At 60.8% G+C, this 26,133-nt stretch carries 28 protein-coding genes and 1 pseudogene; 20 read left to right on the plus strand and 9 right to left on the minus strand.

Going from position 1 to position 26,133, the window contains the following annotated elements:
* The first annotated feature begins 221 nt into the window (after positions 1 to 221).
* The 7 genes and pseudogenes from P0D84_RS34000 to P0D84_RS34030 form a co-directional block, all read left to right on the plus strand.
* Positions 222 to 1,127 carry a dioxygenase family protein gene (locus P0D84_RS34000; RefSeq protein ID WP_408344052.1) on the plus strand — a complete coding sequence of 302 codons (906 nt, stop codon included), beginning with the start codon at positions 222 to 224 and terminating at the stop codon, positions 1,125 to 1,127.
* A gap of 23 nt (positions 1,128 to 1,150) precedes the next feature.
* The gene (locus P0D84_RS34005) at positions 1,151 to 1,897 is read left to right on the plus strand and encodes an SDR family NAD(P)-dependent oxidoreductase (RefSeq protein WP_408344055.1); all 747 of its coding nucleotides are present in this window, start codon (positions 1,151 to 1,153) and stop codon (positions 1,895 to 1,897) included.
* A 93-nt stretch (positions 1,898 to 1,990) separates the two neighbouring features.
* Positions 1,991 to 2,869, plus strand: a complete 879-nt coding sequence (locus P0D84_RS34010) for a beta-keto acid cleavage family enzyme (RefSeq protein WP_408344058.1) — start codon at positions 1,991 to 1,993, stop codon at positions 2,867 to 2,869.
* Positions 2,866 to 3,417, plus strand: coding sequence for a gamma carbonic anhydrase family protein (locus tag P0D84_RS34015; RefSeq protein WP_408344061.1), 552 nt, complete (start codon positions 2,866 to 2,868; stop codon positions 3,415 to 3,417). Before P0D84_RS34010 ends, P0D84_RS34015 begins: the two co-directional genes overlap by 4 nt.
* Before the next feature lies 1 nt (position 3,418).
* The gene (locus tag P0D84_RS34020) at positions 3,419 to 4,396 is read left to right on the plus strand and encodes a quinone oxidoreductase family protein (protein ID WP_408344064.1); all 978 of its coding nucleotides are present in this window, start codon (positions 3,419 to 3,421) and stop codon (positions 4,394 to 4,396) included.
* Positions 4,393 to 4,728 (plus strand): cupin domain-containing protein, encoded by a 336-nt coding sequence (locus P0D84_RS34025; protein WP_408344067.1) that lies wholly within the window; start codon positions 4,393 to 4,395, stop codon positions 4,726 to 4,728. Before P0D84_RS34020 ends, P0D84_RS34025 begins: the two co-directional genes overlap by 4 nt.
* Before the next feature lie 204 nt (positions 4,729 to 4,932).
* Positions 4,933 to 5,226, plus strand: a pseudogene (locus P0D84_RS34030) (MFS transporter); the annotation flags it as partial.
* A gap of 1,140 nt (positions 5,227 to 6,366) precedes the next feature.
* Here the strand turns inward: P0D84_RS34030 and P0D84_RS34035 are convergent.
* Positions 6,367 to 6,750 (minus strand): nuclear transport factor 2 family protein, encoded by a 384-nt coding sequence (locus P0D84_RS34035; protein WP_408344070.1) that lies wholly within the window; start codon positions 6,748 to 6,750, stop codon positions 6,367 to 6,369.
* A gap of 170 nt (positions 6,751 to 6,920) precedes the next feature.
* Here P0D84_RS34035 and P0D84_RS34040 point away from each other — a divergent pair, with 170 nt between their 5' ends.
* Both P0D84_RS34040 and P0D84_RS34045 read left to right on the plus strand, forming a co-directional pair.
* Positions 6,921 to 7,226 (plus strand): panthothenate synthetase, encoded by a 306-nt coding sequence (locus P0D84_RS34040; protein ID WP_408344073.1) that lies wholly within the window; start codon positions 6,921 to 6,923, stop codon positions 7,224 to 7,226.
* A gap of 151 nt (positions 7,227 to 7,377) precedes the next feature.
* Positions 7,378 to 7,875 (plus strand): RidA family protein, encoded by a 498-nt coding sequence (locus P0D84_RS34045; RefSeq protein WP_408344076.1) that lies wholly within the window; start codon positions 7,378 to 7,380, stop codon positions 7,873 to 7,875.
* 202 nt (positions 7,876 to 8,077) lie between these two features.
* On the opposite strand, the gene P0D84_RS34050 is transcribed toward P0D84_RS34045, so the two are convergent.
* Positions 8,078 to 8,794, minus strand: coding sequence for a GNAT family N-acetyltransferase (locus tag P0D84_RS34050; protein WP_408344079.1), 717 nt, complete (start codon positions 8,792 to 8,794; stop codon positions 8,078 to 8,080).
* Positions 8,795 to 8,905: 111 nt separating this feature from the next.
* Between P0D84_RS34050 and P0D84_RS34055 the strand changes: the two genes are divergently transcribed.
* On the plus strand, positions 8,906 to 9,868 hold the full coding sequence (locus P0D84_RS34055; protein ID WP_408344082.1) for a GlxA family transcriptional regulator: 963 nt from the start codon (positions 8,906 to 8,908) through the stop codon (positions 9,866 to 9,868).
* 92 nt (positions 9,869 to 9,960) lie between these two features.
* Here the strand turns inward: P0D84_RS34055 and P0D84_RS34060 are convergent, their stop codons facing one another.
* Together P0D84_RS34060 and P0D84_RS34065 are read right to left on the minus strand one after the other, a co-directional pair.
* On the minus strand, positions 9,961 to 10,170 hold the full coding sequence (locus P0D84_RS34060; RefSeq protein ID WP_408344085.1) for a DUF1059 domain-containing protein: 210 nt from the start codon (positions 10,168 to 10,170) through the stop codon (positions 9,961 to 9,963).
* Positions 10,171 to 10,366: 196 nt separating this feature from the next.
* The gene (locus P0D84_RS34065) at positions 10,367 to 12,184 is read right to left on the minus strand and encodes a sensor domain-containing diguanylate cyclase (RefSeq protein ID WP_408344088.1); all 1,818 of its coding nucleotides are present in this window, start codon (positions 12,182 to 12,184) and stop codon (positions 10,367 to 10,369) included.
* Between the two features lie 188 nt (positions 12,185 to 12,372).
* On the opposite strand from P0D84_RS34065, the gene P0D84_RS34070 reads away from it, so the two are divergent.
* The gene (locus tag P0D84_RS34070; protein WP_408344091.1) at positions 12,373 to 13,146 is read left to right on the plus strand and encodes an MBL fold metallo-hydrolase; all 774 of its coding nucleotides are present in this window, start codon (positions 12,373 to 12,375) and stop codon (positions 13,144 to 13,146) included.
* A gap of 162 nt (positions 13,147 to 13,308) precedes the next feature.
* Here P0D84_RS34070 and P0D84_RS34075 read toward each other — a convergent pair whose 3' ends face one another.
* The 4 genes from P0D84_RS34075 to P0D84_RS34090 all read right to left on the minus strand — a co-directional run bounded on the left by P0D84_RS34075 (position 13,309) and on the right by P0D84_RS34090 (position 15,601).
* Positions 13,309 to 13,617: a DUF4148 domain-containing protein gene (locus tag P0D84_RS34075; protein ID WP_408344094.1), complete on the minus strand. Its 309-nt coding sequence runs from the start codon at positions 13,615 to 13,617 to the stop codon at positions 13,309 to 13,311.
* A gap of 91 nt (positions 13,618 to 13,708) precedes the next feature.
* The gene (locus P0D84_RS34080) at positions 13,709 to 14,362 is read right to left on the minus strand and encodes an ureidoglycolate lyase (RefSeq protein ID WP_408344097.1); all 654 of its coding nucleotides are present in this window, start codon (positions 14,360 to 14,362) and stop codon (positions 13,709 to 13,711) included.
* A 186-nt stretch (positions 14,363 to 14,548) separates the two neighbouring features.
* Positions 14,549 to 15,349, minus strand: coding sequence for an SDR family oxidoreductase (locus P0D84_RS34085; RefSeq protein ID WP_408344100.1), 801 nt, complete (start codon positions 15,347 to 15,349; stop codon positions 14,549 to 14,551).
* Between the two features lie 123 nt (positions 15,350 to 15,472).
* Complete coding sequence (locus P0D84_RS34090) at positions 15,473 to 15,601, minus strand: hypothetical protein (protein ID WP_408344103.1); 129 nt, start codon at positions 15,599 to 15,601, stop codon at positions 15,473 to 15,475.
* A gap of 254 nt (positions 15,602 to 15,855) precedes the next feature.
* On the opposite strand from P0D84_RS34090, the gene P0D84_RS34095 reads away from it, so the two are divergent.
* The 5 genes from P0D84_RS34095 (at position 15,856) to clcA (ending at position 19,534) form a co-directional block, all read left to right on the plus strand.
* A complete protein-coding gene (locus P0D84_RS34095) occupies positions 15,856 to 16,443 on the plus strand; it encodes a lipid-binding SYLF domain-containing protein (RefSeq protein ID WP_408344106.1) in 588 nt (195 codons plus the stop codon).
* A 268-nt stretch (positions 16,444 to 16,711) separates the two neighbouring features.
* On the plus strand, positions 16,712 to 17,038 hold the full coding sequence (locus P0D84_RS34100) for an HdeA/HdeB family chaperone (protein ID WP_408344109.1): 327 nt from the start codon (positions 16,712 to 16,714) through the stop codon (positions 17,036 to 17,038).
* A gap of 211 nt (positions 17,039 to 17,249) precedes the next feature.
* Positions 17,250 to 17,729, plus strand: a complete 480-nt coding sequence (locus P0D84_RS34105) for a glycine zipper domain-containing protein (protein WP_408344112.1) — start codon at positions 17,250 to 17,252, stop codon at positions 17,727 to 17,729.
* 75 nt (positions 17,730 to 17,804) lie between these two features.
* Positions 17,805 to 18,203 (plus strand): hypothetical protein, encoded by a 399-nt coding sequence (locus P0D84_RS34110; protein ID WP_408344115.1) that lies wholly within the window; start codon positions 17,805 to 17,807, stop codon positions 18,201 to 18,203.
* A 20-nt stretch (positions 18,204 to 18,223) separates the two neighbouring features.
* Positions 18,224 to 19,534: a H(+)/Cl(-) exchange transporter ClcA gene (gene clcA, locus P0D84_RS34115; protein WP_408344118.1), complete on the plus strand. Its 1,311-nt coding sequence runs from the start codon at positions 18,224 to 18,226 to the stop codon at positions 19,532 to 19,534.
* A gap of 512 nt (positions 19,535 to 20,046) precedes the next feature.
* On the opposite strand, the gene P0D84_RS34120 is transcribed toward clcA, so the two are convergent.
* Positions 20,047 to 20,982: a hypothetical protein gene (locus tag P0D84_RS34120; RefSeq protein ID WP_408346250.1), complete on the minus strand. Its 936-nt coding sequence runs from the start codon at positions 20,980 to 20,982 to the stop codon at positions 20,047 to 20,049.
* Positions 20,983 to 21,846: 864 nt separating this feature from the next.
* Between P0D84_RS34120 and P0D84_RS34125 the strand changes: the two genes are divergently transcribed.
* The 4 genes from P0D84_RS34125 to P0D84_RS34140 are packed head-to-tail and all read left to right on the plus strand — an operon-like array spanning position 21,847 to position 26,085.
* Positions 21,847 to 23,379 (plus strand): efflux transporter outer membrane subunit, encoded by a 1,533-nt coding sequence (locus P0D84_RS34125; protein ID WP_408344121.1) that lies wholly within the window; start codon positions 21,847 to 21,849, stop codon positions 23,377 to 23,379.
* A gap of 6 nt (positions 23,380 to 23,385) precedes the next feature.
* Complete coding sequence (locus P0D84_RS34130; protein WP_408344124.1) at positions 23,386 to 24,525, plus strand: HlyD family secretion protein; 1,140 nt, start codon at positions 23,386 to 23,388, stop codon at positions 24,523 to 24,525.
* On the plus strand, positions 24,515 to 25,564 hold the full coding sequence (locus P0D84_RS34135) for a DUF2955 domain-containing protein (protein WP_408344127.1): 1,050 nt from the start codon (positions 24,515 to 24,517) through the stop codon (positions 25,562 to 25,564). The genes P0D84_RS34130 and P0D84_RS34135 overlap by 11 nt, the downstream gene beginning before the upstream one ends.
* A 23-nt stretch (positions 25,565 to 25,587) precedes the next feature.
* Entirely contained in the window at positions 25,588 to 26,085 is a 498-nt protein-coding gene (locus tag P0D84_RS34140; protein WP_408344130.1) for a transporter suffix domain-containing protein, read from the plus strand.
* The last annotated feature ends 48 nt before the right edge of the window (positions 26,086 to 26,133 follow it).

The raw sequence follows: 26,133 nt of genomic DNA on the forward strand, positions 1-26,133 counted from the left end.
GCCAAATCCCAAAACCAAGTGTTTACCCATATCCGAATTCTTGTCATAAGGCGCAAGACACTTTTTACTCTTCAAGTTTACGGGATAGTTCTGACCAAAAACCACCATCGGAGTCCGCCTGCTTGAGAACTCGCTGACACCGAGGGCGCAGGTCGACGCTTGACAGTCGCAAATATGCGTCATAGCATGCAATCGATTGCATGAACGGACGAGAAGTGAACATGAATGAAATAGCTTCACAGGGCATCATCGAAAACGCTGATTCCGTTACCGACATCGTGACAGCGGCGATGGGCAACACGACCAATCCGCGCCTGAAACAGATCCTGCTTGCGTTGGTCAGGCACAGCCACGCGTTTCTCCGGGAGGTTCGTCTTACCGACCAGGAGTTCGAACAAGGACACGCGTTCCTGAAAGAAGTCGGCCTGGCATGCAATGACTTGCATAACGAGGTGGTACTGCTCGCCGACGTCCTCGGAATCTCGACGCTGGTCACCTTGCTGAATAACTCCGCCCCGCAGGAACGTACCTCCGGAGCACTGCTTGGACCGTTTTTCCGGGGTGGCGCGCCACGCTATGAAAACGGCGCGAACATCGCTGCTGGGGGTTCGCCGGGCAAGCCGCTATTCGTCCGGGCAAAAGTGTTGAACGCACGACGCGAACCGGTCGCAGGCGCACAGGTAGACGTCTGGCAGGCTTCGCCGGTCGGTCTCTACGAAAACCAGGATCCGGAGCAGCCGGAGATGAATCTGCGCGGCCAGTTTCAGACTGATGAGCACGGCGAATTCTATTTCCGTAGCGTGCGCCCGGCTGGCTACCCTGTGCCGACGCATGGCCCGGTCGGCCCCCTGCTCGCCGCGCAGCAACGGCATCCCTACCGCCCGGCACACATTCACTTCGTCGTGATCGCCGAGGGCTACGACACGCTCGTCACGCAGGTCTTCGCCGACGATTCCGATCACCTGAACTCCGACGTCGCGTTTGGCGTGACCCGTGATCTGGTCGGTCGCTATGAACTGCGCGACACCGGCGCACCGGAGCCTGTCGACGGGTCCTTCTACACGCTCGACTATGAGTTCGTGCTAGCCGAAGGCACGCCGACCTATCCGGTCCCACCGATCAAGTAAACACCGCTATAAAGAGGCTCAAGATGTCCGACTCACTTGAAGGAAAAAGCGTAGTTGTTATCGGCGGTACCGGTGGCATTGGTACTGCGACGAGCCGGCGCTTTGCCGCCGCGGGCGCACGCGTCGTCGTCGCCGGCCAGTCAGTCGAGCGCGCGCAGGCGGTCGTCGCGCGATTGCCCGGCACCGGTCACTTCGCAGCCAAGGTGTTTATCGAGAAAAGCGACACGCTGAAGCAGCTCGCTGAAGACGTGGCCGGCCGCTATGGCCATGTCGACGTGCTCGTCAATGCAGCGGGATTCACCAGGCCGGTCCCGCACGCTGACCTCGACGCACTGACCGATGAACTCATCGACGACATCATGCGCGTGAACTGGCGCGCCCAGTTTGCGGCGGTGCGCGTGTTCCGCGCGCTGCTGGACAAATCCGGCGCAGGCCTGATCGTGAATGTGTCGTCAATCTCGGGATCGAACGGCATCGGCAGCAACATCGCCTATTGCGCTGCGAAGGCGGGTCTGGACGTGATGACCATGTCGCTCGCCCGCGTGCTCGCGCCGCGGGTGCGCATCCTGAACGTGTCGCCGGGCGTGGTGGACACGGGATTCGTGCCGGGCCGCAGCGCCGACTTCAACGACAAGGTCGCCAGCACGACACCGTTACGCCGCATCGGCAGCGCGGACGACATCGCACAGGCCATCGAGGCGTGCGCGACACAGCTGACGTTCAGCACCGGCACCACCATCGTCGTCGACGGCGGACGACGCCTCGGCTAATCAGGCAGCAAACCGGTCCGGGTCGCGCGTGCCGGCACCGGCTTTGTCCCGGCGCGTCTGCGTGTCACAACCCGATACAAGAGAGTCCTACTGATGCATTCCCGCAAAACCATCATTACCTGCGCCATCACGGGCAACCTGACGAAGCCGGAGCAACACCCGGGACTTCCGATCACGCCGGCACAGATTGCACATTCAGCGCTTGAAGCTGCCGCCGCCGGTGCTTCGGTTGTCCATATCCACGTACGGGACCCGGCGACCGGCGCCCCTTCGATGGAGCTTGAGCTGTACCGCGAAGTCATTCAGCTGATCCGCGCCGCTGACCAGCAACTCATCATCAACCTGACCACCGGTCCCGGTGGCCGCTTCGTACCGGGCGAGGACGATCCGAAGATTGCCGGCGCCGGTACGACGCTCATGCGTCCGGAAAAGCGCGTCGAACATATCGCGGCGTTAAAGCCCGATATCTGCAGCCTTGACCTGAATACGATGAACTCCGGCGCACAGGTGGTGATCAATACGCCACGCAATGTCACGCGCATGGCTCACATCATTCGTGAGGCGGGTGTCAAACCGGAACTCGAAGTGTTCGACACCGGCGACATTCATCTGGCGCTGGATCTCATCAAGGACGGCGTGCTCGACGGCCCCGGCTTGTGGACCTTCGTGACCGGCGTGAAATACGGCTTTTCGGCAACCCCGGAGACGTTGTTCTATGCGCGCAACCTGTTGCCGGCCGGCGCCGTGTGGTCAGCCTTCGGAGTTGGCCGCTACGAGTTTCCCATCGTCGGTCAATCGTGGCTGGCAGGCGGCCATGTGCGCGTTGGCCTCGAAGACAACATCTACATCTCCCGCGGCGTGCTTGCCGAGAGCAACGCGCAACTCGTGGCCCGGGCACGGGACATCGTGCTGTCGATGGGCGGGGAAATCGCGTCGGCGCGCGAAGCACGTGATCTGCTGGAATTGCCGTGACCGTGCTCAAGTCCTTCGCCCATCTGCGCGTGCGGCCGCGCGTCCACTCGAGCGCGTTCCTGGCAGCGGGCGCCGTCGTCATTGGCGATGTCGAGGTCGGCGCACACTCCTCCATCTGGTTCAACTGCGTGCTGCGCGGCGACGTCCAGCGCATTTCAGTGGGCACCGGCACCAACATCCAGGATGGATCGATCGTGCACTGCTCGACCAACGGCCGTCCGACCGTCATCGGCGATGCCGTGTCCGTGGGACACGGCGCCATTCTGCATTCCTGCACGATTGAAGACACCGGCTTTGTCGGCTTCGGCGCGCGCGTGCTGGATGGCGCAGTGATCCGCCGCGGCGGCATGCTGGCCGCCGGCGCGGTTTTGACACCAGGCAAGGTGATCGGCACGGGCGAACTGTGGGCGGGGAACCCCGCAAAGCTGCTTCGCGTCATGGACAGCAACGGGGTGAGCGCGCTTGGCGCGATCGCCGAGCGCTATACGGCACTTGCTCTCGCCTACCAGAACGGCGGAACCGAAAACATCATCTACAGGGAAAAGTAACATGCCACAAGCAGTAACCGTTAAAGCAAAGAGCGCGAACATCGACGCTCTCGAGTTGAATTTCGTAGAACAATCCCGGCCGGCCATCAAAGCCGGCGAGTGCCTCGTCGAGGTCGGCAGCTCCGGCGTCAATCCGAGCGATGTCAAAGCTGTACTGGGCTTCATGCCTCACGCCGTCTGGCCCCGCACACCGGGCCGCGACTATGCCGGCGTCGTGGTGGACGGTCCGGCTGCGCTGATTGGCAGGACAGTCTGGGGCAGTGGCGGTGAGCTGGGCATTCGCAACAATGGCGCTCACGCAAACTATGTGGTCGTACCGCTTGCGAGCGTGCGTGAGAAGCCTGCCGCCCTGTCGATGGACGAAGCCGGCGCGATCGGCGTGCCCTTCGTGACCGCCGCCGAAGGCCTGCGCCGCGCGGGCGGTGCCGCTAACGGCAAGGTGGTGCTCGTGCTCGGCGCGAACGGCAAGGTCGGCCAGGCTGCGATCCAGTTGGCCACGCTGGCGGGCGCCCAGGTGTTCGGGGTCGAACGCAATGCCCAACCGTACGTTGGTCACGCGAGCGGCAATGTCACAATGATCGAGTCGGCCGAAAATCTGGACAGCGTCGTACGCGAGCTCACCGGCGGCCATGGTGCCGACATCGTCTTCAACACGGTCGGCAGCCCTTACTTCGATAAGGCAAACCGCGCCATGGCGCTACGGGGCACCCAGATCTTTATCTCGACGATCGACCGCGCGGTACCGTTCGACATTCTGGAGTTCTACCGCGGCCAACGAACCTACGTCGGAGTCGATACGCTTGCGCTCGACAGCGTCGAAGGCGCGGCCATTCTCGATAGTCTCGCCGGTTCGTTCGAGCGCGGTGCATTGAAGCCATTTCCGATTGTAGAAGACCATGTCTTCCCGCTTGCAAAGGCGGCAGACGCATACCGTATCGTGTTTAACGGCGCGCGACATCGCGTGCTGCTCAAGCCGTGAACGTCACGCGCTTCGGTAAGGCGCCCGCCTACTTCCCTGATAACCACTTCGGTATGCAGTGCGTGCGTCTGCAAGGACATGAGGCGGGGCCGTCGCAGTCGCTCTGGCTCGGCGTGTCGACGATCGAGCCAGGCGGCCACACGACGTTGTCGGGCTCCGGGGTCGAGAAGCACTACGTCGTCCTGGAAGGCACCGTCAACGTTCAGACCGACACCGGGGAAGTCGCACTGGAGCGGCATGATTCGTGCCGCCTCGAACCGAACGAGCGGCGCGCGCTGCACAACCGCACGCAGCAGCCGGCGCTTATTCTGCTTGCGATGCCCTACGCTTAAGCGCTGATACGATCCTCGCGCGACACCGTTCGTGTGGCTATTTCATGGCCACATGAACGGCGCGCGGGCGCTTCAGGTTTCGGTTAAGCGTGTTTGCGCAGGCTTAAAACCAGCAGCAAACAGCGGCGCGCGGTTGGGTCCGCATGAGCCCGCGTCGTATCTGGAATGATTGATGAGGTTGTTTAGGCAGCCTGAGGACAAGCAATGAGTAACGCTGGTAACAAAACGCTAACGGGCGGTGGGGTCTTGTTCGCGCTCGCCCTTGGCGCCTTTGCCATCGGAACCACCGAGTTCGCGACGATGAGCCTGTTGCCAATGTTCGCGCGAGACCTTGGAATCGACGCGCCGACTGCTGGTCATGTGATCAGCGCATACGCGCTGGGCGTTGTCGTGGGCGCACCGGTCATTGCGGTAGTGGCGGCGCGGGTCGCCCGGCGCACGTTATTGACCGTCCTGATGGGCATGTTTGCGCTTGCAAATGGGATGAGCGGCCTGGCGCTTTGGCTCGTTTCCGCGGCAGTCGAACGTAGCCGAAATCGCGAAGTTGCCACGATCCGCGAAAATATTCCGGGTTGAATGGCCCCGCAATCGGGTTTCCGATTGACTAGCCGGTCAGGCACCGACCAGGACCATTGGCCAGTCACTTATGTCTGTATTACGGCTGCGATGATGACCGAGATGGCGAGGACCCACAACTCGATAGCGGTAAAGCGGGGGTATCTAATGTTCATCATCATCCTCGTGCGCCGCAGCAGGAACTTCATCAGGTACTTGTCCTCTATCGTTACCGTTTGGTCTGTCGCATTGATGTACTCCCCTATTGCAGAGCCTCCATGCGGAACTCAATCTTCCTGATCAGGAGATGAACAGTTCGATCCCATCGCAGTCATCGCTGGCCGCTGGGAGACTGCAAATCCGCTCCAGTCCGCGGTCATTTCGGCGAAGCAATCCGCACAGCAGACAGCGGTAATATTTGGCCAAAGGCTCACGTGCTTCCGAACGTCCTCCTTCAACTCGTCGCATTCATCGCAGCGATCCAACACACGGACCTGCAGCGTTCGGTTGTGCCACTTTTCGCGCGCGTTCATATCAGCAGCCCTCGTGTTGATCTGCGACGTCGACGGCGATGATGTTCGTGCCCATCCTCCGCAGTTCGGCGGGCGTCGTATCGTCTCGGCGCGGCTCGAGCAAATCTGTTGCGTTCGTCCTCATCGTGGTCCTCAATAGATACAGATGCTGCCAGGTTCAACAGTCCGGCGATATACGTTCTTATTCAACCAGAGGACGAACGTGTATTCGTCGTACGCTTTGCTACTGATATCAACCCAGTATGCAGAGCGTTTGACATGGCTGACATTCAAATGAAATCGCTAAGTCCATGGAATCAAGATAGACGGACGACTCTCAGAAAACTATTCTACGAACGGTTGCTTCAGTTCTACATGGACATAGTGCGCTTATACGAATGGATACCTCGAGGCAGCCAGGAACAGCGGCTTCGTTGTGCTCGTGATGTTGGACGAGTGTAAATTCCTCGTATCAAACGTCCACGGTCGCGACCATCGGCACCGCCTTGCCGGGGTGGCTGCGGCTTTTCGCGAATCGTTCTGGGCCCAAAGCTCTTGCCGCGACGCGATGTCACGCGATCGGCTGAACCCATCGGCTGCGCCAGACCGGTGCTTCAAAGGGATCCGAAAAATACTGGGTCTCGTGAACGACCTTGCCGTTGCGGAACTCCATAATGCTTACCGTGTAAGCCGCTCGCCCCGTATAGGCGATGCTATATTCCGTGACCCAGAGATTACCTTCTCCTTGAATTCGCCTGACATCGAAACCTGATGGCTTATCTGGATGATGGCTTCGCAGTGCCTGCAAATTAATTCGCCCGGCGATTCGCTCACCTGATTGCGGATAATCACAGATGACATCGTCATCGTAAATATCGTGTTCCGCGTCGAGATCGCCGGCTGCCGACGCGCGCCAGTGCGCAGTGAGGGCTTCACGTATTTGTTCTTCCCGCATGGCGTGCCTCCGGATACCGTTCACGTCTATCGATCGCGAAACAAGGTCTGCTTCTCGATCAAGTGTAGCAAATGGATGACGGGGCGCGGTTTGTTGAATATCCACAGGCAATAACGCGACAAACTCCTATTCTTGAAGAGTCCATCCGGACACAATCAAGGAGGAAGGCTATGCGCATGCTTCTCAACATACGAATACCTCACGAGCCGTTCAACGCTTTTGTGCGCGATGGCTCCATCGGAGAGTTGATCGAAAGGATTCTCGCAGACACGAAACCGGAGGCCGCCTACTTTACTGAGCAGAACGGAACACGCGGAGCAATCCTCATCGTGAACATTGAAGAGCCGTCGCAGGTTCCAAAATTCGCGGAACCATGGTTTCTTACGTTCAATGCCGCCTGCGAGTTTCGCGTGGTGATGGTGGCAGATGACATCAAGAAAGCTGGACTCGAAGCGCTTGGCTCGAAGTGGAAATAGCGACCGCGGCACCGCGTGTGAGTGACGTCTTGTTCCTCAGGGCCTACTTAATGACGGGATCGATCCCCTGGATTTCGCGGTCGGTGCGTCACGACTTGAACAGCCTACCGCCAACATCTAACGTTCTTCGCACGATCCTGAGGAGGCGGCCATGGCAAGAATCGAAGCAAAGCTGGCGGAAATGGGATTGACGTTACCGCAAACGCTACAGATGCCTGCAAACGTAAGCATGTCATTGCCATTTGCATGGGTGCGCGTGAGCGGCACACGAGCTTTTGTCTCCGGACACGTGCCGCTCAACCTCGACGGGACGATTGCGCAACCGCTCGGCAAGGTCGGCGCGGAAGTTTCGCCGGACGAAGGCTATGCAGCAGCACGCCTTGTGGCGCTTGCACAGTTGGCGAGTCTTGCGAAGGCGCTCGGGGACCTGGATCGCATTACGGCCTGGGTACGCGTCTTTGCAATGGTTAACGTAGCACCCGGTTTCGATCAGATGCCACGGATCGCAAATGGCTTCTCGGATTTGATCCTTGAACTGTTCGGGCCGGAGATTGGAATGCACGCCCGGTCAGCCGTCGGCGTCGCGCTCCCGCTAAACGTGCCCATCGAATGCGAAGCGGAGGTTGAGATCGACGGACGGCGCCTGTAATCCAGGAATGCCGCCGAGACCGAGACGTATTTTCGAGCCGCCGCCGAGCCCATTCGCGGCTCGACGAGCTGTTCGAGACCGAGACCCTCCAGAATGGGGAAGCTGTGCAAACCGTCCCGACCGCCGACGATTCGTTTGACTCAACCACTATGGCCGCCCAGACAACCGATGGTCGGCTTGCATTCCACCTTTCGCTAATGGGTTAAAGAACCGTAGCCGAACCCGGATCAGCATGTCCAATACGGTTAAGATGAAACGTGTAACGCAATTGGAAACCAAGGCGTTCATACAACCGGATCGCGGAAATATTGTCACTGAACACGTGCAGAAACGGCGTTTCTCCCCGTTGCTCAATTTCTCTACGCAAGACTTTCACGAGCCGGCCAGCAAGGCCCTTTCCTCGATGCTCTTCATCCACGCAAACGGCGCTAATCTCAACGTATCCGTCGACGCGCATCCGTTCGCCGGCCATCGCAATGAGACGCCCCCCGTCGCGAATCCCAATGTAATTGCCCATCTCGCAAGTCCGCTTGCCGAAAGGTCCAGGCTTGGTCTTCTGGACCAGATCGAGCATCTCGTTCGCCTCCGCGTTACCCAGCCGGATTACCTCCGGGTCGTCCGTACTTCCTGCTTCGCGGTGCGGGGCGATCATTTGATGAATCACGCCGAGGTACGTCGCTTGTAGCCCATCGACCGGACCAAGCGGTTCCGCGGATTGCAAGACGACCTGCTCGTGAGGCCGCAAAAGCTGACGGAGGGTCCTGTATGCAGCGGGCGTTTCGGAGGCCAGAGCAGCGAAAGGCGCTACATCGGGATGGTATCGACGGGCCAGCGCGTCCCCTTGCCCAAGGTGCGCCTGCTTCGTTGTGAGGGCCGCCCAGATCGGGCGGTCGAGGTCGGCTTGTATCGAATCGCTCATGCTCTCTCCTTTGTCAGACCGCGCATATCTTCGCTGCATTGCTGCGCAGTCTAGACCTCCAACCAGGAGCGGGCTATAGTCGTAAATGACATTAATATTGGCATTTACGACATGAGACTGGTCATCTTCGCGCTTGACGGCCTGTTCGACACCGGCCTCACAGTGCTGCTGGATACCTTTGCGACGGCCAACGAGTTGGCCGCTGCCCAAGGGTTCGCCGCACCGCCCTTCGACGTAAGGCTGGTTGGCGTACGCAGACGCATCCGTACCGCGCATGGATTGTCGACTCCAGTCGAAGCCGCAAGCACCGTTCCCCGCCCAGATTGGGTGGTGGTGCCTGCGCCGAATGCGAGGCAACCGGAGCGCCTGATCGAGGCGCTGGCGCGTCCAGACGTGCGCGACGCGATGGCGTACCTGCGTACCTGGCATGCTGACGGCGTCGGCGTCGCGGCCGCCTGTATCGGTACTTTCCTGCTGGCCGAAGCCGGGCTTCTGGATAATCGCGAGGCGACGACCACCTGGTCACTGGCGCCTTTCTTCCGCCAACGCTATCCGGCTGTCAATCTGGATGATTCACGCATGGTCGTCGCGTCGCATCGCGTAGTCACAGCGGGCTCCGCGATGGGCCATCTCGACCTTGCGCTATGGTTGTTGCGTCAGGCAAGTCCCGAACTTGCGACGCTCGTTGCCCGCTTCATGCTCGTTGACAAGCGTTCATCCCAGGCCGAGTACATCATTCCCGATCATCTCGCTCACGCCGATCCATTGGTCGCGCGATTCGAGCGATGGGTTCGCGACAATCTTTCTTTGGGTTTTTCGCTTCAGGCAGCGGCGGCTGCGTTGTCCGTCGGACCACGCACCTTGCAGCGCCGTACCGAGGCAGTGCTTGGCAAATCACCATTGGCGTTCTTCCAGGACCTGCGAATCGAACGGGCGCAGAATCTCGTCTCGATTGGCTACGACCTCGAGACAATCGCAAGCGAGGTTGGCTACGCCGACTCGGCGACATTGCGGAGCCTACTGCGTCGGAGGCTCGGCCGTGGGGTGCGGGAACTTCGTGCGGAAATGCGCTAGCGTCCTGACGACGGATTTGCCTTTACGCGACGCGTTGCAAAGCGGCGAAAACGTGGCGTACAGCAAAACCCACCGCGCAAACCGGCGAACGCTCAGAGTTCAGGCGCTGCGTCCCATTTGGGTTTCATTTCTTTACCCCATTTGTGCGGATCTTGTTTGTGCATCTCTTCCATTTCCTTGGCGACATCCGGATGTTTGTCCATGACATGTTTCGTCATGGCTTTCACCATTTCGTCCCATGATTCGGCCGATAATTTCTGATCACATTTTCCGCCGAGCTCTTTGCACGTCATGGCCTTCATTTGGAATCTCCTTCTAACTGCTAACGAGAGTTTGGGCGCGAGATGACACACCTCAGACACGCGACGGCAGACGTTTCCCGGAACCGGCGACGCTGCTGGATGCGACGTTGGATGTCGCAGCAATTACTGGACCTGCAATCTTCGGGATTTAGCGCAAGTGAACTTTGGCGTATGTCTGCTGGACCTCGGGCTGACCTTAGTCGCCATAAACCTCGATCCGGTTGCGACCGCGCTCCTTCGCGCGATACATGGCCTTGTCGCCACGAGACAGCGACTGATAGGCGCCGACATCGGTCGCGCGCATCGCGTCGACGCCGACGCTGACGGTCAGCACGATCTGCTCAGCACGGCACAACAAGGGGGTTCGCGACGTACGTTGCTGGACGCGTCGCGCGAGCGCGATGGCCGCGTCGATATCGGTGTCCGGCAGCACCATCGCGAACTCCTCGCCGCCAAGGCGGCCGACGATGTCGCTGGCCCGCACTTCGGCACGCAGAAGCGCGGCGAAGTGACTGAGCGCGTAGTCGCCGACCTCGTGTCCCCAGCGGTCGTTGAGCGCCTTGAAGTTGTCCAGATCGAACATCAGCACGGAGGCGACACAACTGTCAACGCGCCGGACGCGCGATAACGCCGCCTCGCTTTGCATCATGAAGTGGCGGCGATTGGGCAACTGGGTCAGGAAATCGATCGTTGCCGATTCCTGCAGCTCGGCCTCGATGTGCTTGCGCTCAGTCACATCCGTGATGAAGCCGTGCCACAGCGTGCTGCCGTCGGCCAGCAGTTGCGGCCGCGCATCGCCCTGTCGCCAGCGCAAGCCTTGTCGCGGCAGCTGCACTCGATATTCGAGGTGCCACGGCGACAGGCTTGCCGCCGATTCCTCAATCGACTGCCGGTACGCGGCCAGATCGCGCGCATCAATCAGCGCGTCGACTGTCTCCGCGCTCGTCGTGGCCTGCTGTGGCGTCAGCTCGTAAATATCGCGGATTCCGTCGCTCGCGTAGGGGAAGAACGCGCGGCCATCGGGCATCAGCCGGTATTGGAAGACCAGGCCCGGAACCTCATCCGTCAGGTTCGTGATCAGCTCAATGGACTGCTGTAGCCGCGCGGCCATCTCCCGCAACGCCGTGATGTCGGTCGACGTACCGACCATGCGCAGCGCGCGAGCCTCGCTGTCGCGGTTGACCACCTTGCCCCGGCTGCAGATCCATTTGTAGCCGCCGTCCTTGCAACGGATCCGGTGCTCGACCGCGTAGGTGTCGGTTCTGGCTTCAAAGTGGGCCTGCATCGCCGCCGCGACGTCCGCGAGGTCGTCCGGATGCAAGCGCAGATAGGCGTCCTCGATCCGGTTGCTGAGCTCATGCGCCTCGTACCCAAGCATCGCCTTCCAGGCAGGCGAGTAGTCGATTTCGCCGGTGACGACATTGCGGTCCCAGACGCCGGTCCCGCTGCCGGCAAGTGCCAGCGTCATGAGTTCCGCGCCGGCCTCCAGTTCTTTCACGCGGTCGCGCAGCGTCGACAGTGCATGCGCGCGTTCGAGGCTGGGCGCGATCAGCCCGGCCAATTCACGAAGGAACTGCCGTTGTGCGTCATCGAGGGCGCGGGGCATGTCGTCCAGCAGGCACAGCGCGCCCAAATGGAGACCGTCGGAGCTTGTCAAAGCGCAGGCGGTGTAAAAGCGCGGCCACCGCGCCGCGCCGCCGCACGCCTTGCCGCGAAAGCGCTCGTCGATCCAGGTATCCGGCACGACGACCATCCCGTCGAACGCCGTGCCTGCTTGCAACGACGGACCCGATAGGTCCGGAGGCAGGACGTCAGGCAAAACGCCGTCGACCGCCTTAAGCCGCTGCCCATGAGCGTTGGATAACGTGACCACGGCGGTTGCGACGCCGAAATGAGCCCGCGCGAGTCTCGTCACCGCTTGGCATTCCGTGTCGGCCGACGGCAGTTCGACATCGCCGCCCGCGGGTGCTGCAGACTGAACGGCGTCTTTGTCTGAATCGGTGCAAACCAGCATAGGGATTGAGGCGTTACCTGTGACGGGTCGCGAGGCGTATCAAGCGCCTGTTAAGCCCCTGTTAACGGCACCGAACGCCGTGAGTTTAGGGCAGGTGGTCTACTGCATGCGCCAAGGATGCGTTTCAACCGGAGGCAGTGCGATGCGGAGTGTGTCAAAGTAACCACTCTTACCGTGAGCGACCCCACATGACCAGCTTACCGATTGCCGACCGATGGTTCGAACTCAAACGCATCAGCGACGACATTACCCTGCTTTGGGAACCTCACGTCGTGCCGCTGATGCGCTGCAATATCTGGCATGTGCGCGGCCGCGACCGGGACCTGATGATCGACACAGGAATGGGTATCGTCAGTCTGCTGGATGCAGCCAGGCACCTGCTGCAGAAGGACGTCACCGCCGTTGCCACGCATACGCACTCTGATCATATCGGCGGACATCATGAGTTCGAGCACACGCTGGTTCACGAGTTGGAGGCAGACAACCTGCGCTCGCCGCGTGAGTCAGGCACCCTTCTGGCATCGGTATTGGGCGACAAAGCAATTCGCCGGTATCGCGAAGCAGGTTATCCGTTCGACGGCGACCTGATCACGGCCCTTCCCAGCGCTGATTATTCGATGTCCGACTATCGCGTGCGTGCCGCAACGGTCACGGAAATCGTCAAGGAAGGGAATATCGTCGATCTCGGCAACCGGCATTTTGAAGTGCTGCATCTACCCGGCCACTCACCGGGCAGCATCGGCCTATGGGAAGCGGCATCCGGCACACTGTTCTCGGGCGATGCGATCTACGATGGCCCGCTGCTGGATGAGATAGGCGGTGCTGATATTCCGACTTATGTGCGCACGATGAAGCGCTTGCGTGAATTGCCCGTGCAAGTGGTCCACGCTGGACACGACGGGAGCTTCGGGCGGGAACGACTGGTCGAGCTGGTCGATGCCTATCTGGCTAAACGCACCTGACCGTTGGGCGGGTCCGCCGCCTGGTGCGTTGCCGGCCGGACTTCGCGCGCCAGGGAAACGGTTGACGTATGTCGGTTCGGACCTTTGCCAACAGGTGCGAGCCTGCGCCGGACGACGGCCCCAATCTCAACACCGGACCCCTGCCCCGTTATGAATTTGACGTCAAGCGGGCGGTGCTTGCTGGCATTCCGCCTGGAACCAACTGTCGACCTGGCGCTGTGCCGCTTGTAGATCATCCGGGTAGTTCGGGTCGAACCACCTTGATGGGTCGTAGCCAGCTTTCCTTAGCGCCGCCAGTTCGCTGCGGTTTCGCTCCGGGGTCAGAGGGGCGTTGTTCCTGAGCGCGGCCAGGTCGCGGCATTGCGACCCGCTCAAGTGCGCCGCGCTTTGCGGGCTGCCGCCCGCCGCGCAGCCAGCGAGTAATAAAACCGACGCGGCAAGCATCGGCCACTTTTTCGGTGGGTTCTCCATATCGCGTCTCCTTCCATTCAATCGACACAGTACAGCGGCGTCAAACGGCCGATAAGAGGCAGCCGCCTCGAGCGTCGCCTCGACCAGACGGTTAGGCGGCGCTGGCGATCGGCGCCTCGAGAAGACAGCCAAACTCGCGGGCAAAGTCGACAGAGACACGCGCATGAACTGCGCCCTGCTGGTCAAAGAATCGCTGCGTCCCTTCAAGCGTGAACACACCTTCATGCCAGACGTTCGGATGGATGTACAGACCCTGCTGTCCATCGAAGCGAAAGCACACGAACTTCTCTGGCGCAATGTCATCTCCGGGCAACGCCAGCGGAACGTAAAACGGACGATGGTCGAGAGGAAAGAACAGTTGCCCGCCGTCAGGATGGTAGTTCGCGTGCCAAAGCAACATGCGTTGCGGGGCATTGTCGCTGTCGTCGCGGGCTGCTTCGGGTTCTCTGGCGTACGCAAGGATGTAGTTACCACCCACGGCCTCGTTTCGACCGTAGAGAATATCCCCGCGCCATTCGCTCACGAATGTCCCTGCGGTTGTGCCTGCTTCGTCACCGGTACCTGGGTCGATGGGTCTTGTCCCCACCGCCGGCCACTGCACGATCTCGATCGGGCAGTCGCCCGGATCTGTCACAAGCCTGCCAAATCCATTCAGCGTTGCAGGGGTCGCGTCGACCACGGGCATCAAAACGCGTCCGAGGCCAGCAGGAAGGTCGGGGTTGAGGTAATCGATTTCTTGGGACATTGGCACAGTTTACGCGAGATCAGAAGATCTGGCCGCAGGTTACTCGAAGAAGGCTTTTAACCGACCTTCGTGTCGGCGATGTGACATGCGCCTGCTTACCGATTTTTCTCTGAAGACCGGACCGCCGACTGCGGACCCGGTCATATTTTTCAACGAAGACAACTCGCGAAAGCGAGTTGCTATCCGTTAAACCAGCACGTGCCCACCATCGACAACGATGACCTGTCCCGTGCTAAAGCCCTGCTGCATCAGATAAAGATATGTTTGGGCGACGTCGCTCGCCTCCCCGACCCGCCGCACCGGCATCTTCTCAGCGATATAGTCGTAAAGACCCTCGCGATCGGCTTCGCTCATGTTGTCCCACAGGGCGGTACGCAAAACGCCGGGCGCCACGGCATTGACACGCAGCGGCGCGAGTTCGACGGCCAATGTCCGGGTCAGCGACTCGATTGCGCCCAGGATGCTGGACGGGATCGTCCACGCAGGCAGCGGACGCGACGAAGCCACACCGCTTGTAAGGGTGATGGAGCCGCCCGTGCGAATGAAGGGCGTCGCATACTTGACGGCCTTGAGCGCGCCCCAGTAACGCACCTCGAAGGCACGCTGGGCAGCTTCGATGCTGAGGTCCGCAAGGTTTTGCAGGAGTAGCGATTCCCCGGCGGTGTAGACGAAATGATCGAACGCACCGACGCGCGCGAAGAACGCTTTCACTTGCGCCTCGTCGGTGAAATCAAGTGGCTCGCCGCGCGTACCTTGAGGCAGTTGCTCCAGTGCGGCCGCGACGCGCTCCGGCCTGCTCGAGGCGATGATGACCTCGGCTCCGGCACGCGCCGCCGCTTCGGCTACGGCGAAGCCAATTCCTGACGTGCCGCCGGCCACGACGACACGGCTCTGTTGAAGAGTAATGCTGGTAAGTTGACTGTTTCCCATGCTTAACGATTTCGTAATAGAGCGATCCACGCGGCGGCGCCCGGCGTCATGCAGCATGTTGCATGCATGTGCTGCCTAAGCATCGATCGATGCGCTACCGCGGCCGCGTGTGAGTGTACGTGGTTTGCGGCAAACGCGTTGCGCGCGCGAGCCCTGCTAACGAAGCGCCATAAGCAAGCTCTACAGGCCCTGTTTCGACGCCATCAGATCATGCGTTGTTTCCGCGCTGGTCTGCCTCTGATGACGCCGGATCACGAACGCGAGAATCAGCATCGCAATCACGCTGAATCCCGGAATGGCAGAGAACACGCCGAAGCTTGCGAGACACAGCAACGCGAGTTTGATGCACCGATATTTCTCACGATCGCGGAAGAAGGCAGCATTTCGAAAGCGCGCTCGTGAAAAACATACCGAAGTGCGACAGCGTATCGATCCGCGTATGAGACCAAAGGCCAATTGCCTTTCTACGGCGGCTATATATAAATTGATTTCCAACAATAAGGGCCGCGGGCAGGAGATTGAGGCTCGCTCACGCGTTGCAGTCGCCAAAGGGAGTATGCATCATGCTCAAATGTATTCGCTACGTCGTAGTTGTTCCAGTTCTGGTCGTCGCCGTGGCCTGTTCGACTGGCGGCGGTTCTATGTCCGCGTCGCAGTCGACCACGGCAGCGCCGGTAGCGGAGGATGCCGTTCTCAAGAACGACAGTCTCGCCGCGCTGCAGACGTTGTATGCAAAGGAACCCAAGGCAAAAGAGATCGGCGACAGATCCAAAGCGATACTTGTCTTTCCAAACCTTGTAAAGGCCGGCTTTATCGCCGGCGTGCAAGGGGGCGACGGCGTGCTGATCGAGAACGGGAAGATCACGGGCGTCTATAACAACACGGCGGTGTCGTATGGCCTGCAGGCCGGTGTCCAGACGTTCGCCGAAGTCATGTTCCTGACGACCGATGCTGCGGTGAACTACCTCCATAGCAGCGACGGATGGTCGATCGGCATGGGCCCAAGCGTCGTCGTGGTGGATGCAGGCGCCGCGAGGTCATTGACCACTACTACGCTCCAGTCTGACGTTTACGCATTCATTTTCGGTCAGGCGGGGTTGATGGCCGGCCTTGGGCTGCAAGGCCAGAAGATCACGCGGCTCAGAGGCTAGTGTCAGGATAGCCATCGCGTCAGAGGTCAGTGCCACAGGCGCTTTGTCTCGCCGCCGCGAAAACGACCACCTTCGCGGCGATCGCCTCCATCGCGACGAGAACCCCGCGCGCGCCGGCCACTTGCGCGCCCCCGAGAACTTTCCAGACCAATCCCGGACCGCATAGCTGTACAGCGCGGCAAGTTCTCCGATGAGATCCGACGGTCGCGACAAGATCACTCCGTGCCAAGCGGGAGATTCGCCGAACCACCTTCCTAAGGAAAGCATCATGAAATACACCGTTATTGCTGCGCTTGCATTGGGATTTGGCTGTACGTTACCCGCCCTCGCCCAAACGGGGAAGGAAATGAGCCCCGCGAAAATGAAATGCGAGGACTTTGTCGCTGTGGACTCGGTCTATCAGCCGGCCCTGGTTTACTGGGTGGCGGGTGTCGATCATCTTGGGGTACGCGAGACCGACACGATGGTTGTCGACACCGCGACCCCCGTCGCCGCAATCGTCGCGGAGTGCAAGAAAACACCGAAAGCCTCGTTCAAGACCAAGGTCCGAGCGCTCTATAAGAGCGGTCAGGTCACCCTCTTCGACCATCACTGAGAGTGGCGCTTGCCGCGGCGCGGAGGCATGGCCTATCAGCGATCCGGCATATGGCATGAGGATCTGCCACTGACCTCATCGGGTCGAACTGCACCACCTGGCAGCGCAGAGAGCGGCTTTTTGGGGGCGGCTCGCGTTGGCACCCCATTCATGAGCCCCGGTCATCCAGGGGGACATCCGGTCACGGAAGAAACTTATGGGACTTTGAGCCATGCAACGAATTGTTCGCTACTGGATGGGCCTGGCGATGCTCGCGCTCGCATTTGCAGCACAGGCGCAACAGCCCATCATTTATCCTGCTCGCGGTCAGAGTTTTGAGCGCCAGCAAACCGATACGGCGGAATGCCACTCGTGGGCGCAACAGACCACCGGGGTCAATCCTGTCGCGCTCGCCGAGCAGATGGCGAGCAGTCCACCGCCGCCGCAGCAGGGTGGCCAAATGTTCCGCGGCGCTGCGGGCGGCGCATTGTTCGGCACGCTGATTGGCGGAGCCGCCGGCGGCCACTGGGGCGAGGGAGCAGGAATTGGTGCGCTGGTGGGCACGATGGGCGGCGGCATGCGAATGCGGCGCGAACAGCAGGAAGCGGCCGCGCAGCAACAAGGCATGCGGCAGCAGGCGTCGAGCCAGCTTGCGATATACAACCGCGCGGTGGGAGCATGCATGACCGGGCGCGGCTACACGGTCGAGTAGCGGTCGCCACCTCACTCGCTCAATTCGGGGTCCGCACTTTCGCTCACTGGTTCACGCCAGGCAGGAGAAGCAATCATGCTGAAAATCGCGTCGGCATTCGCCGTGGCCGTGTTTGTTTGCGCCGCGCCTTCATGGGTTCTCGGTGCAGACTTCGACGGCAGCAAGCCGTTGTTGTGTTCAACCATCGACGCGCACTTCTGCGACGTGGGCGAGGTTTGCTATCGGACGCTACCGGCGACTCTCGGCGCACCGCAGTTTATCCGCATCAACTTTGCGAAAAAGGCTATTGTCGGGCCGCAGCGCACCACGGAGATCCAGCACATGGAACCGGGCGATGGACAATTGCTTCTTCAAGGGACGGAAATGGGCTATGCCTGGAGCGTTGCGCTCAATACAAAAACGGGCACGATGTCCACGACGCTCGTCAACCGCGAAGACGTGTTCGTGCTTTTTGGGAGCTGCACACCGTTGTAATGCGACGTGCGCCGCCAATCATGAGGACCACTACGGTCGAAGGGAACCACGACGGACTAGCCGCATTGGGCTTTCTGTCCCTCATCGTAGGAGCGGTGTCGGGGTTGATAGGGGCCCTGTTTCGTTGCTCGCTTGAACAGGCAGACAGCTTCCGCACCATGTTCCACGCGTGGGCGCAAACGGAAAATGTGACTGGCTTGTTTATTGTGGTTGTTGCCACAGCGGCCTCAACCGCCTTTGCGGTTTGGCTCGTCCGGCGGTTCGCACCGCAGGCAAGCGGCAGCGGGATTCCTCAAGTTGAAGCCATCTTGCACGGAGAGCGACCACCCCCACCACTTGTCCTCATCGCGGTGAAATTCGTGGGCGGAGTGCTGGCGATCGGTTCTGGTCTAGCCCTTGGACGTGAGGGGCCAACTGTTCAAATGGGCGCCTCGATCGCCCATACAATCGGGACGCTTTTTCGCCGGGGCGCCGACGATTGTCGGGTGTTGTTGGCCGCTGGCGCCGGGGCCGGATTGGCCGCCGCATTCAACGCACCCATCGCCGGCGCCGTGTTTGTACTGGAAGAGCTGGTTCGAAGGTTCGAGACGCGTACGGCAATCTCGGCGCTCGGCGCCTCCGCGGGAGCGATTGCGGTAGCACGCCTGATTCATGGCGATCTGCCTGACTTCCGCTTGAAAGCGCAACCTTTCCCCGAGTTCGGAACGGTGTCCGCGTATCTTGCGCTTGGGGCAGTCGTCGGTCTGCTTGGTGTCGCCTATAGCCGGTCGATACTGAGCGCTCTAACGGTCGCCGACCGATTGTCGGGTTGGCCCGCCGAAGCGCGGGCAGCGCTGGTGGGTGCCGGGGTAGGTTTACTGGCGTGTATCGCACCAGACCTGGTGGGCGGCGGTGACGCTATTACGCAACGTGCGCTCGAAGGGACAGGCACACTCACCACCATTGCGCTCGTTGTTACAGTCCGCTTTGCACTTGGTGCTGTGTCATACGCCGCGGGGACCCCAGGTGGGCTGTTTGCGCCGATGCTCGCGCTCGGCGCGCAAGCCGGCTTGGCTTTCGGAAGAATTTGCGTTCACTGGTTCCCTGGTGTTGCCGCGGATCCCACAGCATTCGCGGTTGTCGCCATGGCTGCCGTGTTTACGGCCGTCGTACGCGCGCCAATAACCGGCATTATCCTGGCTACAGAGATGACTGGCAGTTTCACCCTGCTCCTGCCGATGCTTGCAGCGTGCTTTGCCGCAATGATCGTTCCCACCATGCTGCACTGTCCGCCGATCTATGATTTGCTGCACGATCGCATGCTGCAAAAGAAAGGCGACCCGGCGCGCTGAAACGGGTCAATCCCGCATATCGTCGATTTTGGACCAAGGTCACATACCGGTATCGCCGCTGCTCGCGTAGCTTATCTCCTGTCGAAACAAGCTAGACCGCGCGTGTCGAAAGGACATGCGTGGACGAAGTCAAGAGCCAGACATTAATCACAAGAGCGATGATCTCGGCAATTGCACGGGTATTTCAAAATTTGATTCCCAGGCCCACAAAGATCCCGGACGTCTTGACGTTATAAAGGAAGTCGGTTTTCTCGTAGTCCATGCTGCCGAAAAGCCTGGATCTATTTTGGCGGTAGGCGTTCTTCCACCGAGGCGGGTCCACCCGTTCATCCCCGCCGCCCAGAAGTATGGGGTGGCCTCGAATTTCCAGGCGTCCAATACCGTTAGTCGCCGGTTGCACGGCGTTGGTTCGCCGATGTGTTGCTCAGGCTTTTGCGGCCGTTCAGCAATTTCCGGTCTGAAATGAAGACGGTAAAAATCAAACGACATCTTGTTGGAAATGGCCAAAGCCACTAGAAGCGATAACCGATGCCACCCAGTATGACATCGGTATCACGGCTATAGCGTGTGACCACCCGGTTCCACGTCACGCGCGCCGACCAGTGTTGTGTGACGCGATACGAGGCCGATACCGACACGAGGCCGGACAGAATGCCGTCGCCCATGTCGTGCTCCTCGTTCGAATTGCCATGATGGATGGCAGCATATGCTCCGGCACCCACGCCCAACGTAAGACGTTCATCGAAAAAAGCGCGCGTGAGCCAGAGTTGTGCGGTCACACCATCACGCCGCGCGGTCAGGCCGTTGCCTTCGTGCAGGTAGCCGAGCGTCGCGTCGAGATAGTTTGTGAGCCCGCGCCTGTATTCGATTGCCTCCGCCGCCGAGGTTTGCGAATCGAGGCTGTTCAGGATTGTCACGCCGGCCATCAACGTGACTTCATTATTCGTGACCTTTTGCGCGCGCGGCAGCGCGAAGTCACGTACTCCCGGTGTCCCGGGTGCATCCAGCTGATAGCCGATGCCAAGCATGACCGCAGTGGTCGACGGCCCGCTCGCTACCTGCACGTGATTGAGTTGCAGATTCGCGGTCCAGCGCTGCGATGAATACCACGTGGCGCGCGCACTGTAGACGACGCCCCAGCCATGCGTATTCGAATAGCCCAGACCCTCCTCCGCTGCTTCGGTATCAAAGTAACGATAGGGACCCACACCGAGTGCGACGACGAAGCGCCGTTGCGCAAGTGGCAAGCGGCCCCACACCTGAACGAGCGGTCCATCGCGGTGATGATTGGGAACGTGTCCCTCGTTGAGCCAGGTGACGCTGCCAGCGAGGTATTGGCCAAATCCCTCCGTGTAATCCAGCGACCAAGCGTAGGAATGGGCATGCTCCCCGGTCAATGGTCCGGTGTATAGCGCGAATTCCTGGGCCGACGCGCGGCCGGTCCCCATCCATAACGCTGCGACAGCAACAGCGAGAGTCCAGGAGTTACGCCAGGTACACATCGTGTTCGCTCCAGAGGGGAAACTCCGTGCGGAAATACTCACATCTCGTCGCCAGGCATACTCAGCAAAAAGCGGAGGCGCAGACAATGCCAGACGTGACGTCACGCCCGGGCGGTTCCATCGACCCGGCTGGTCAGGAAGGGAAGTCTGGTGTCACTTCGTGCTCGAAAGGATCTGTACACGAACCTCTGATGTCTGTTGCGGAGCCGACCTTCAAGTGCCCGGGTCAAAGAGCGGGCGAATGGCCGTAGATGGCCGCGAGGTGCAGATGCTACGGCCGTACGTCGATCGGCGGTCCCACGCCAGTCTATCCGCGCCGACTATCCCGGCAAGACGGGCCAACCAGGACTCTCTTCAAAATGGGCAAACGGTCCCGAGGATCACGCCGCAACCATAGCTTGATCGAACCGCCATCGAAGAACCATAGGACCAAGGTCCAATTGTCCCGGGCAGGACACAACCTGCACTATTGATGTGACTCGAAAAAAACCTGAATCAGGCACGGGTTCCACCTCTGCATGCCGTGTCTGGACGAAGTACACCGTGCCAGGTATTTTCGGCCTGTCCTTGCCATCCGCTCCTGCTCGTCGTGATGGCCTTTTCAGTGACGGATGGTCGGTAGGATGGGGCCGACCGCGTTGGTAGTGGATGCGTGAGTCAAATTGCTTGAGCCAGCGGGTGGGGAAAGATGTCACCGGCGTAGTCCCGGTCGATGACACGCTCGCCGTAGGCTTCAACGAATAGTAGACCGGAGCGATTTGGCAGCAATGCAGTCTACGGTCGACTTCGTTTGGTCGCGCAGGATGTCACATGTTGCCCCTGACACGTTTAAACCGGTTACTGCTGATCGGCGCACTCTGCCTCGGTGGCTGCGTGCGTGTGGGGCCGAACTTCGAGCCACGGCATGACGCCTGGGTCGACCACTGGAGCACCCCAGCTCTCGAGCAGACCAGCGAGGCCCGTCCACAACCCGACGCCCGTCAGTGGTGGCAAGTGTTCGCGGACCCAACCCTCGAACATCTGATTGCCGAAGCCGATGCTCACAACGCAGGCGTGCAGATTGCCGGCTTGCGGGTGATGGAGGCCCGCGCCCAACTGGGCATCGCCCAGAGCGGGCGCTACCCGCAAGCGCAGGTGGCCAGCGGCGAAGTTCTGTACCGCGATCGTAGGGAATCTGGCGGACAGAATCCGCAGAGCAAGAGCTTCTGGCAATACAGCGCGGGCTTCGACGTTGGTTGGGAACTGGATTTCTGGGGGCGCTTCAGCCGCGCCATCGAATCGGCCGATGCCGCCTGGTTCGCCGCCCAAGCCAACTATGAAGATGTGCTCGTGCTCCTGCACGCCCAGATGGCGGAGACCTACTTCGCGCTGCGCACTGCCGAGGCACGCCTGCGCATCGCCCGCGACAACGCCCGGCTGCAAAAGCGCAGCTATGAGATCACCGAGCGGCTGTTCAGGAGCGGCGAGACTGACGAACTCGATTTCCAGCAAGCCAGGACACAGTATCTGGGCACTCTGAGCAGCATCCCTGACTTTGAAAGTCAGATAATGCGGACCCGGAATGCGCTGGCTGCCCTGATCGGCCGTCCCCCCAGCCCTTTGCCGGAACTAGCGGAAAACGAAGGGGTCATCCCGCTGATCGATCGCGCGGTGCTGCAGGACGTGCCCGCCAACCTGCTGCTGCGGCGCCCGGACATACGCGCTGCCGAACAGCAGATTGCTGCTCAATCGGCGCTCATCGGCGTCGCTGAAGCGGATCTCTATCCGTCGGTAACCCTGTTGGGCAGTATCGTCTGGTCAGCCGGCTCGCTGGAGGGCATCCCCAACGGCCTGACGCTGATAGGAGGCCCCAGCCTGCGCTGGAACGTGTTCGACCATGGCGCCATCAAGAACAACGTGCGCGTACAGGATGCCCGCCTGCAACAACTCATTGTCGCCTACCAGGACGACGTGCGTCAGGCGGCTCGCGAGGCCGATGATGCAGCCAGCAGCCTGATCAAGGCACAGGAGCGCGACGTCATCCTCCACGGTGCGGCACTGGCCGCCAGGCGCTCGCTGACGCTGGCGAACGCCCTCTACCGTGAAGGCTATTCGGACTTTCAGCGCGTACTGGATGCCCAGCGCGCGCTATCCACCCAGCAGGATGCTTATCTGGTCAACCGCAGCAACGCCGTGAGCGATCTGATAGCCCTTTATAAGGCCCTTGGCGGAGGCTGGTACAGCGAACAAGCGCTGGTCGACCCGGCCAACCGTCAACAGATGCAGAAGCGCACCGATTGGGGTGATCTGCTGGATGAGCCGAGCCGCCAGTCCGCCAACACCGGCCTCCCCGTGCAGAGGTAAGTTCCGATGAGTGACACTCAACAACCGCCTGCAGCCCCGCCGCCGAGCGCGCCAGCGCCAGTGCCCGCGCCCGCCGCCGATCCGTCAAGGAAGGGGATCAAACTGGTCCTCCTGCTGATCGGCCTGAGCCTGATCTGGTACCTGTTGGCCGACCGGCTCACCCCGTACACGCAGCAAGCGCGGGTGCAAGCCTTCGTCGTCCCGGTAGCCTCGGAAGTGTCGGGACGTGTGACCCGGGTGTATGTGCGAAACAATCAGGATGTCAAGGCTGGAGCAGTCCTCTTCGACGTCGATCCGGAGCACTACAGGATTGCCGTTGACCGCGCCCGCGCCGACCTTGAGTCAATGCGCCGGCAGATCGGCGCCAGTACAGCAGGCATTGATTCGGCGAGGGCGTCATTGCGTGCCGCCCAGGCCAACGAACTCAAGGCACGCCAGGATAGCGAACGTCTCGAACGCCTGTACCGCGAAGACCAGGGCACTATTTCACAGCGGCGCCTCGAGCTGGCTCGCGCCAGCCTCGAACAGGCCACCAGCCAGGTCGCTGCGGCCCGGGCCGAGGTACAGCGCGCGCGCGAACAGGAAGGCGGCAGCGAAGAAGACAACGCCAAACTGCTCAGTGCCGCTACCGCTTTGGAAAAGGCCGAACTGGACCTCACCAATACCCAGGTACGGGCACGTTCGGCCGGCCTGATCACCGATCTGCGCACCGATGCTGGCCAGTTTGCCGCCGCCGGTAATCCGGTGATGACACTGATCACTATCCACGATATGTGGATCAGCGCGGAAATGACGGAGAACAACCTCGGCCACGTCGAGCCTGGCACTCCGGTTGCCATCGCATTGGACGCACTGCCGGGCCAGGTATTCGAAGGCCGCGTGCGCAGTGTCGGCTATGGCGTCAGCGTCGGCCCGAGCGCCCCACCGGGTGGCCTGCCCACCGTGCAGAACAGCCGCGACTGGTTGCGCCCCGCCCAACGGTTCCCGGTGATCGTCGAGTTCACTCAGGGCGAGTTGTCCAGTTTGCACGGCGTCCGCGTTGGCGGGCAGGCCGAAGTGATGGCCTTCCCCACTCGGGGCAATCCGCTCAATCCGCTCGGGCGCCTGTTCCTTCATCTGATGAGCTGGCTTTCGTATGTCTACTGATCGCTCAGCGCACGCCCAGCGTGTCCTCCGCAGTCAACGTGCGCTGCGCCTTGCGAGCGGCACCGCCCTGTGCCTCGCGACCAGCTTCGGTCTGGACGTGCCAATCCCGATGATCGCGCCGGTGCTCTGCGCATTTCTCCTTGCCATGCGCAACCAGCCTCTACCGCTCAAGGCTGGGGTGGGCCTGGCGTTGGTGGCCATGTTGACGACCAGCAGCGGATTGCTGCTCACCCCTTTGCTGCGCTACTACCCGTTCAGTGGCGTGCTGCTAGTCGGCCTGTGTCTCTTCCTGACATTCCGCCGTGGACTGCGCGGCGGCAACAATCTGGTCACGCTCTTCCTCGCGGTTGGCTTGACCATGATTTCGGCGGCCGGTACCGCCAGTTTCGCGCTGGCCGTCGTGGTGATCGGTGCGCTAGTGAAAGCACTGCTCCTCGCCGTGCTGATGCACACCGTCAGTCACTGGATTTTCCCCGAACCAGCCGGTGCGCCGACATTACCTGCCGCCCCGGCGCTGCGGGAAAACGAAGCCAGTTGGTTGGCGTTACGCGCGACCGTGGTGGTCATGCCCGCCTTCCTGCTGACACTCACCGATCCGACCAGCTACATACCGATCATCATGAAGGCGGTCAGCCTCGGCCGCCAGAGTTGTACGACTACGGCTCGCGGTGCCGCTCGCGAACTGCTCGGCTCGACTCTGCTCGGTGGGGTACTCGCCATCCTGTTCTGGTTTGCACTCAGTCTGTTTGTGCATCTCTGGATGTTCTTCCTGTGGATGCTGCTGTTCGGCCTGTTGCTAGCACGCAAGCTGTATGCCCTCAGGGCTACGCGATACTCGCCCAGCTTCTGGCTGAACACCTTCGTTACCCTGATCATTTTGCTAGGCCAGTCGGTGCAGGACAGCGTCTTAGGCAAAGATGTCTACACGGCTTTCGCGGTGCGCATGGGACTGTTTATCGCCGTCGCCCTCTATGCCTGCCTGGTGCTGCAACTTCTCGACCAACCACGCCGCGCGCCGCGGCAATCTGCAGTGATTTAATCGTCCAAACAGGAGATCGTGTCATGACTACGTCAGACATCAAAGCCGAAGTCCCCGCCACGGGCGGATGGCGTTTCAAGCTTGGAATCGGTATCTTCGTCCTGGCCTTCGCGTTGTGGCTAATCCTTCCGCTGGCGGGCTCCATGGGAGCATCGGGTGCGCGCATCGCGGCACTGACCGGCGCGATTTTCGTCGCCAACAAGGTCCTGCTGGTCACCTGTATTGCTGTAATGGGCAAGCCCGGCTTTCAACAGCTCAAGGCGATGGTGTTCGGCCATGCAAAGCGTCTGGCACCCAGCAAAACTGTCGGCCCCATTCGCCACGTCATCGGGCTGGTGATGTTCTGCCTGCCACTCATCTCGGCGATGCTTGAGCCCTATGTCGACACGATCTGGCCCGGTCTAAGGCCGAACATCTGGCAGCTTCAGGCGCTCGGTGATCTCCTGCTGATAGCGAGCTTCTTCGTGCTCGGCGGGGATTTCTGGAGCAAGGTCCGTGCGCTGTTTGTGCGCACGGCCTAGGTGGTGGACGCTCGCGACCCGGGCGATGGCGATTGAACCGGTCGGTGG

It is taken from the genome of Paraburkholderia sp. RL17-337-BIB-A (assembly GCF_046025895.1).
In the GTDB taxonomy this organism is placed as follows: Bacteria; Pseudomonadota; Gammaproteobacteria; order Burkholderiales; family Burkholderiaceae; genus Paraburkholderia; species Paraburkholderia fungorum_C.

Bases quoted from the DNA above. Each gene is read 5' to 3' on its own strand.
- P0D84_RS34000 (WP_408344052.1), top strand. From the start codon at position 222: ATGAATGAAATAGCTTCACAGGGCATCATCGAAAACGCTGATTCCGTT.
- P0D84_RS34005 (WP_408344055.1), top strand. From the start codon at position 1,151: ATGTCCGACTCACTTGAAGGAAAAAGCGTAGTTGTTATCGGCGGTACC.
- P0D84_RS34010 (WP_408344058.1), top strand. From the start codon at position 1,991: ATGCATTCCCGCAAAACCATCATTACCTGCGCCATCACGGGCAACCTG.
- P0D84_RS34020 (WP_408344064.1), top strand. From the start codon at position 3,419: ATGCCACAAGCAGTAACCGTTAAAGCAAAGAGCGCGAACATCGACGCT.
- P0D84_RS34035 (WP_408344070.1), bottom strand. From the start codon at position 6,750: ATGCGGGAAGAACAAATACGTGAAGCCCTCACTGCGCACTGGCGCGCG.
- P0D84_RS34040 (WP_408344073.1), top strand. From the start codon at position 6,921: ATGCGCATGCTTCTCAACATACGAATACCTCACGAGCCGTTCAACGCT.
- P0D84_RS34045 (WP_408344076.1), top strand. From the start codon at position 7,378: ATGGCAAGAATCGAAGCAAAGCTGGCGGAAATGGGATTGACGTTACCG.
- P0D84_RS34050 (WP_408344079.1), bottom strand. From the start codon at position 8,794: ATGAGCGATTCGATACAAGCCGACCTCGACCGCCCGATCTGGGCGGCC.
- P0D84_RS34055 (WP_408344082.1), top strand. From the start codon at position 8,906: ATGAGACTGGTCATCTTCGCGCTTGACGGCCTGTTCGACACCGGCCTC.
- P0D84_RS34060 (WP_408344085.1), bottom strand. From the start codon at position 10,170: ATGAAGGCCATGACGTGCAAAGAGCTCGGCGGAAAATGTGATCAGAAA.
- P0D84_RS34065 (WP_408344088.1), bottom strand. From the start codon at position 12,184: ATGCTGGTTTGCACCGATTCAGACAAAGACGCCGTTCAGTCTGCAGCA.
- P0D84_RS34070 (WP_408344091.1), top strand. From the start codon at position 12,373: ATGACCAGCTTACCGATTGCCGACCGATGGTTCGAACTCAAACGCATC.
- P0D84_RS34075 (WP_408344094.1), bottom strand. From the start codon at position 13,617: ATGGAGAACCCACCGAAAAAGTGGCCGATGCTTGCCGCGTCGGTTTTA.
- P0D84_RS34080 (WP_408344097.1), bottom strand. From the start codon at position 14,362: ATGTCCCAAGAAATCGATTACCTCAACCCCGACCTTCCTGCTGGCCTC.
- P0D84_RS34085 (WP_408344100.1), bottom strand. From the start codon at position 15,349: ATGCTGCATGACGCCGGGCGCCGCCGCGTGGATCGCTCTATTACGAAA.
- P0D84_RS34095 (WP_408344106.1), top strand. From the start codon at position 15,856: ATGCTCAAATGTATTCGCTACGTCGTAGTTGTTCCAGTTCTGGTCGTC.
- P0D84_RS34100 (WP_408344109.1), top strand. From the start codon at position 16,712: ATGAAATACACCGTTATTGCTGCGCTTGCATTGGGATTTGGCTGTACG.
- P0D84_RS34105 (WP_408344112.1), top strand. From the start codon at position 17,250: ATGCAACGAATTGTTCGCTACTGGATGGGCCTGGCGATGCTCGCGCTC.
- P0D84_RS34110 (WP_408344115.1), top strand. From the start codon at position 17,805: ATGCTGAAAATCGCGTCGGCATTCGCCGTGGCCGTGTTTGTTTGCGCC.
- clcA (WP_408344118.1), top strand. From the start codon at position 18,224: ATGAGGACCACTACGGTCGAAGGGAACCACGACGGACTAGCCGCATTG.
- P0D84_RS34120 (WP_408346250.1), bottom strand. From the start codon at position 20,982: ATGGGGACCGGCCGCGCGTCGGCCCAGGAATTCGCGCTATACACCGGA.
- P0D84_RS34125 (WP_408344121.1), top strand. From the start codon at position 21,847: ATGTTGCCCCTGACACGTTTAAACCGGTTACTGCTGATCGGCGCACTC.
- P0D84_RS34130 (WP_408344124.1), top strand. From the start codon at position 23,386: ATGAGTGACACTCAACAACCGCCTGCAGCCCCGCCGCCGAGCGCGCCA.
- P0D84_RS34135 (WP_408344127.1), top strand. From the start codon at position 24,515: ATGTCTACTGATCGCTCAGCGCACGCCCAGCGTGTCCTCCGCAGTCAA.
- P0D84_RS34140 (WP_408344130.1), top strand. From the start codon at position 25,588: ATGACTACGTCAGACATCAAAGCCGAAGTCCCCGCCACGGGCGGATGG.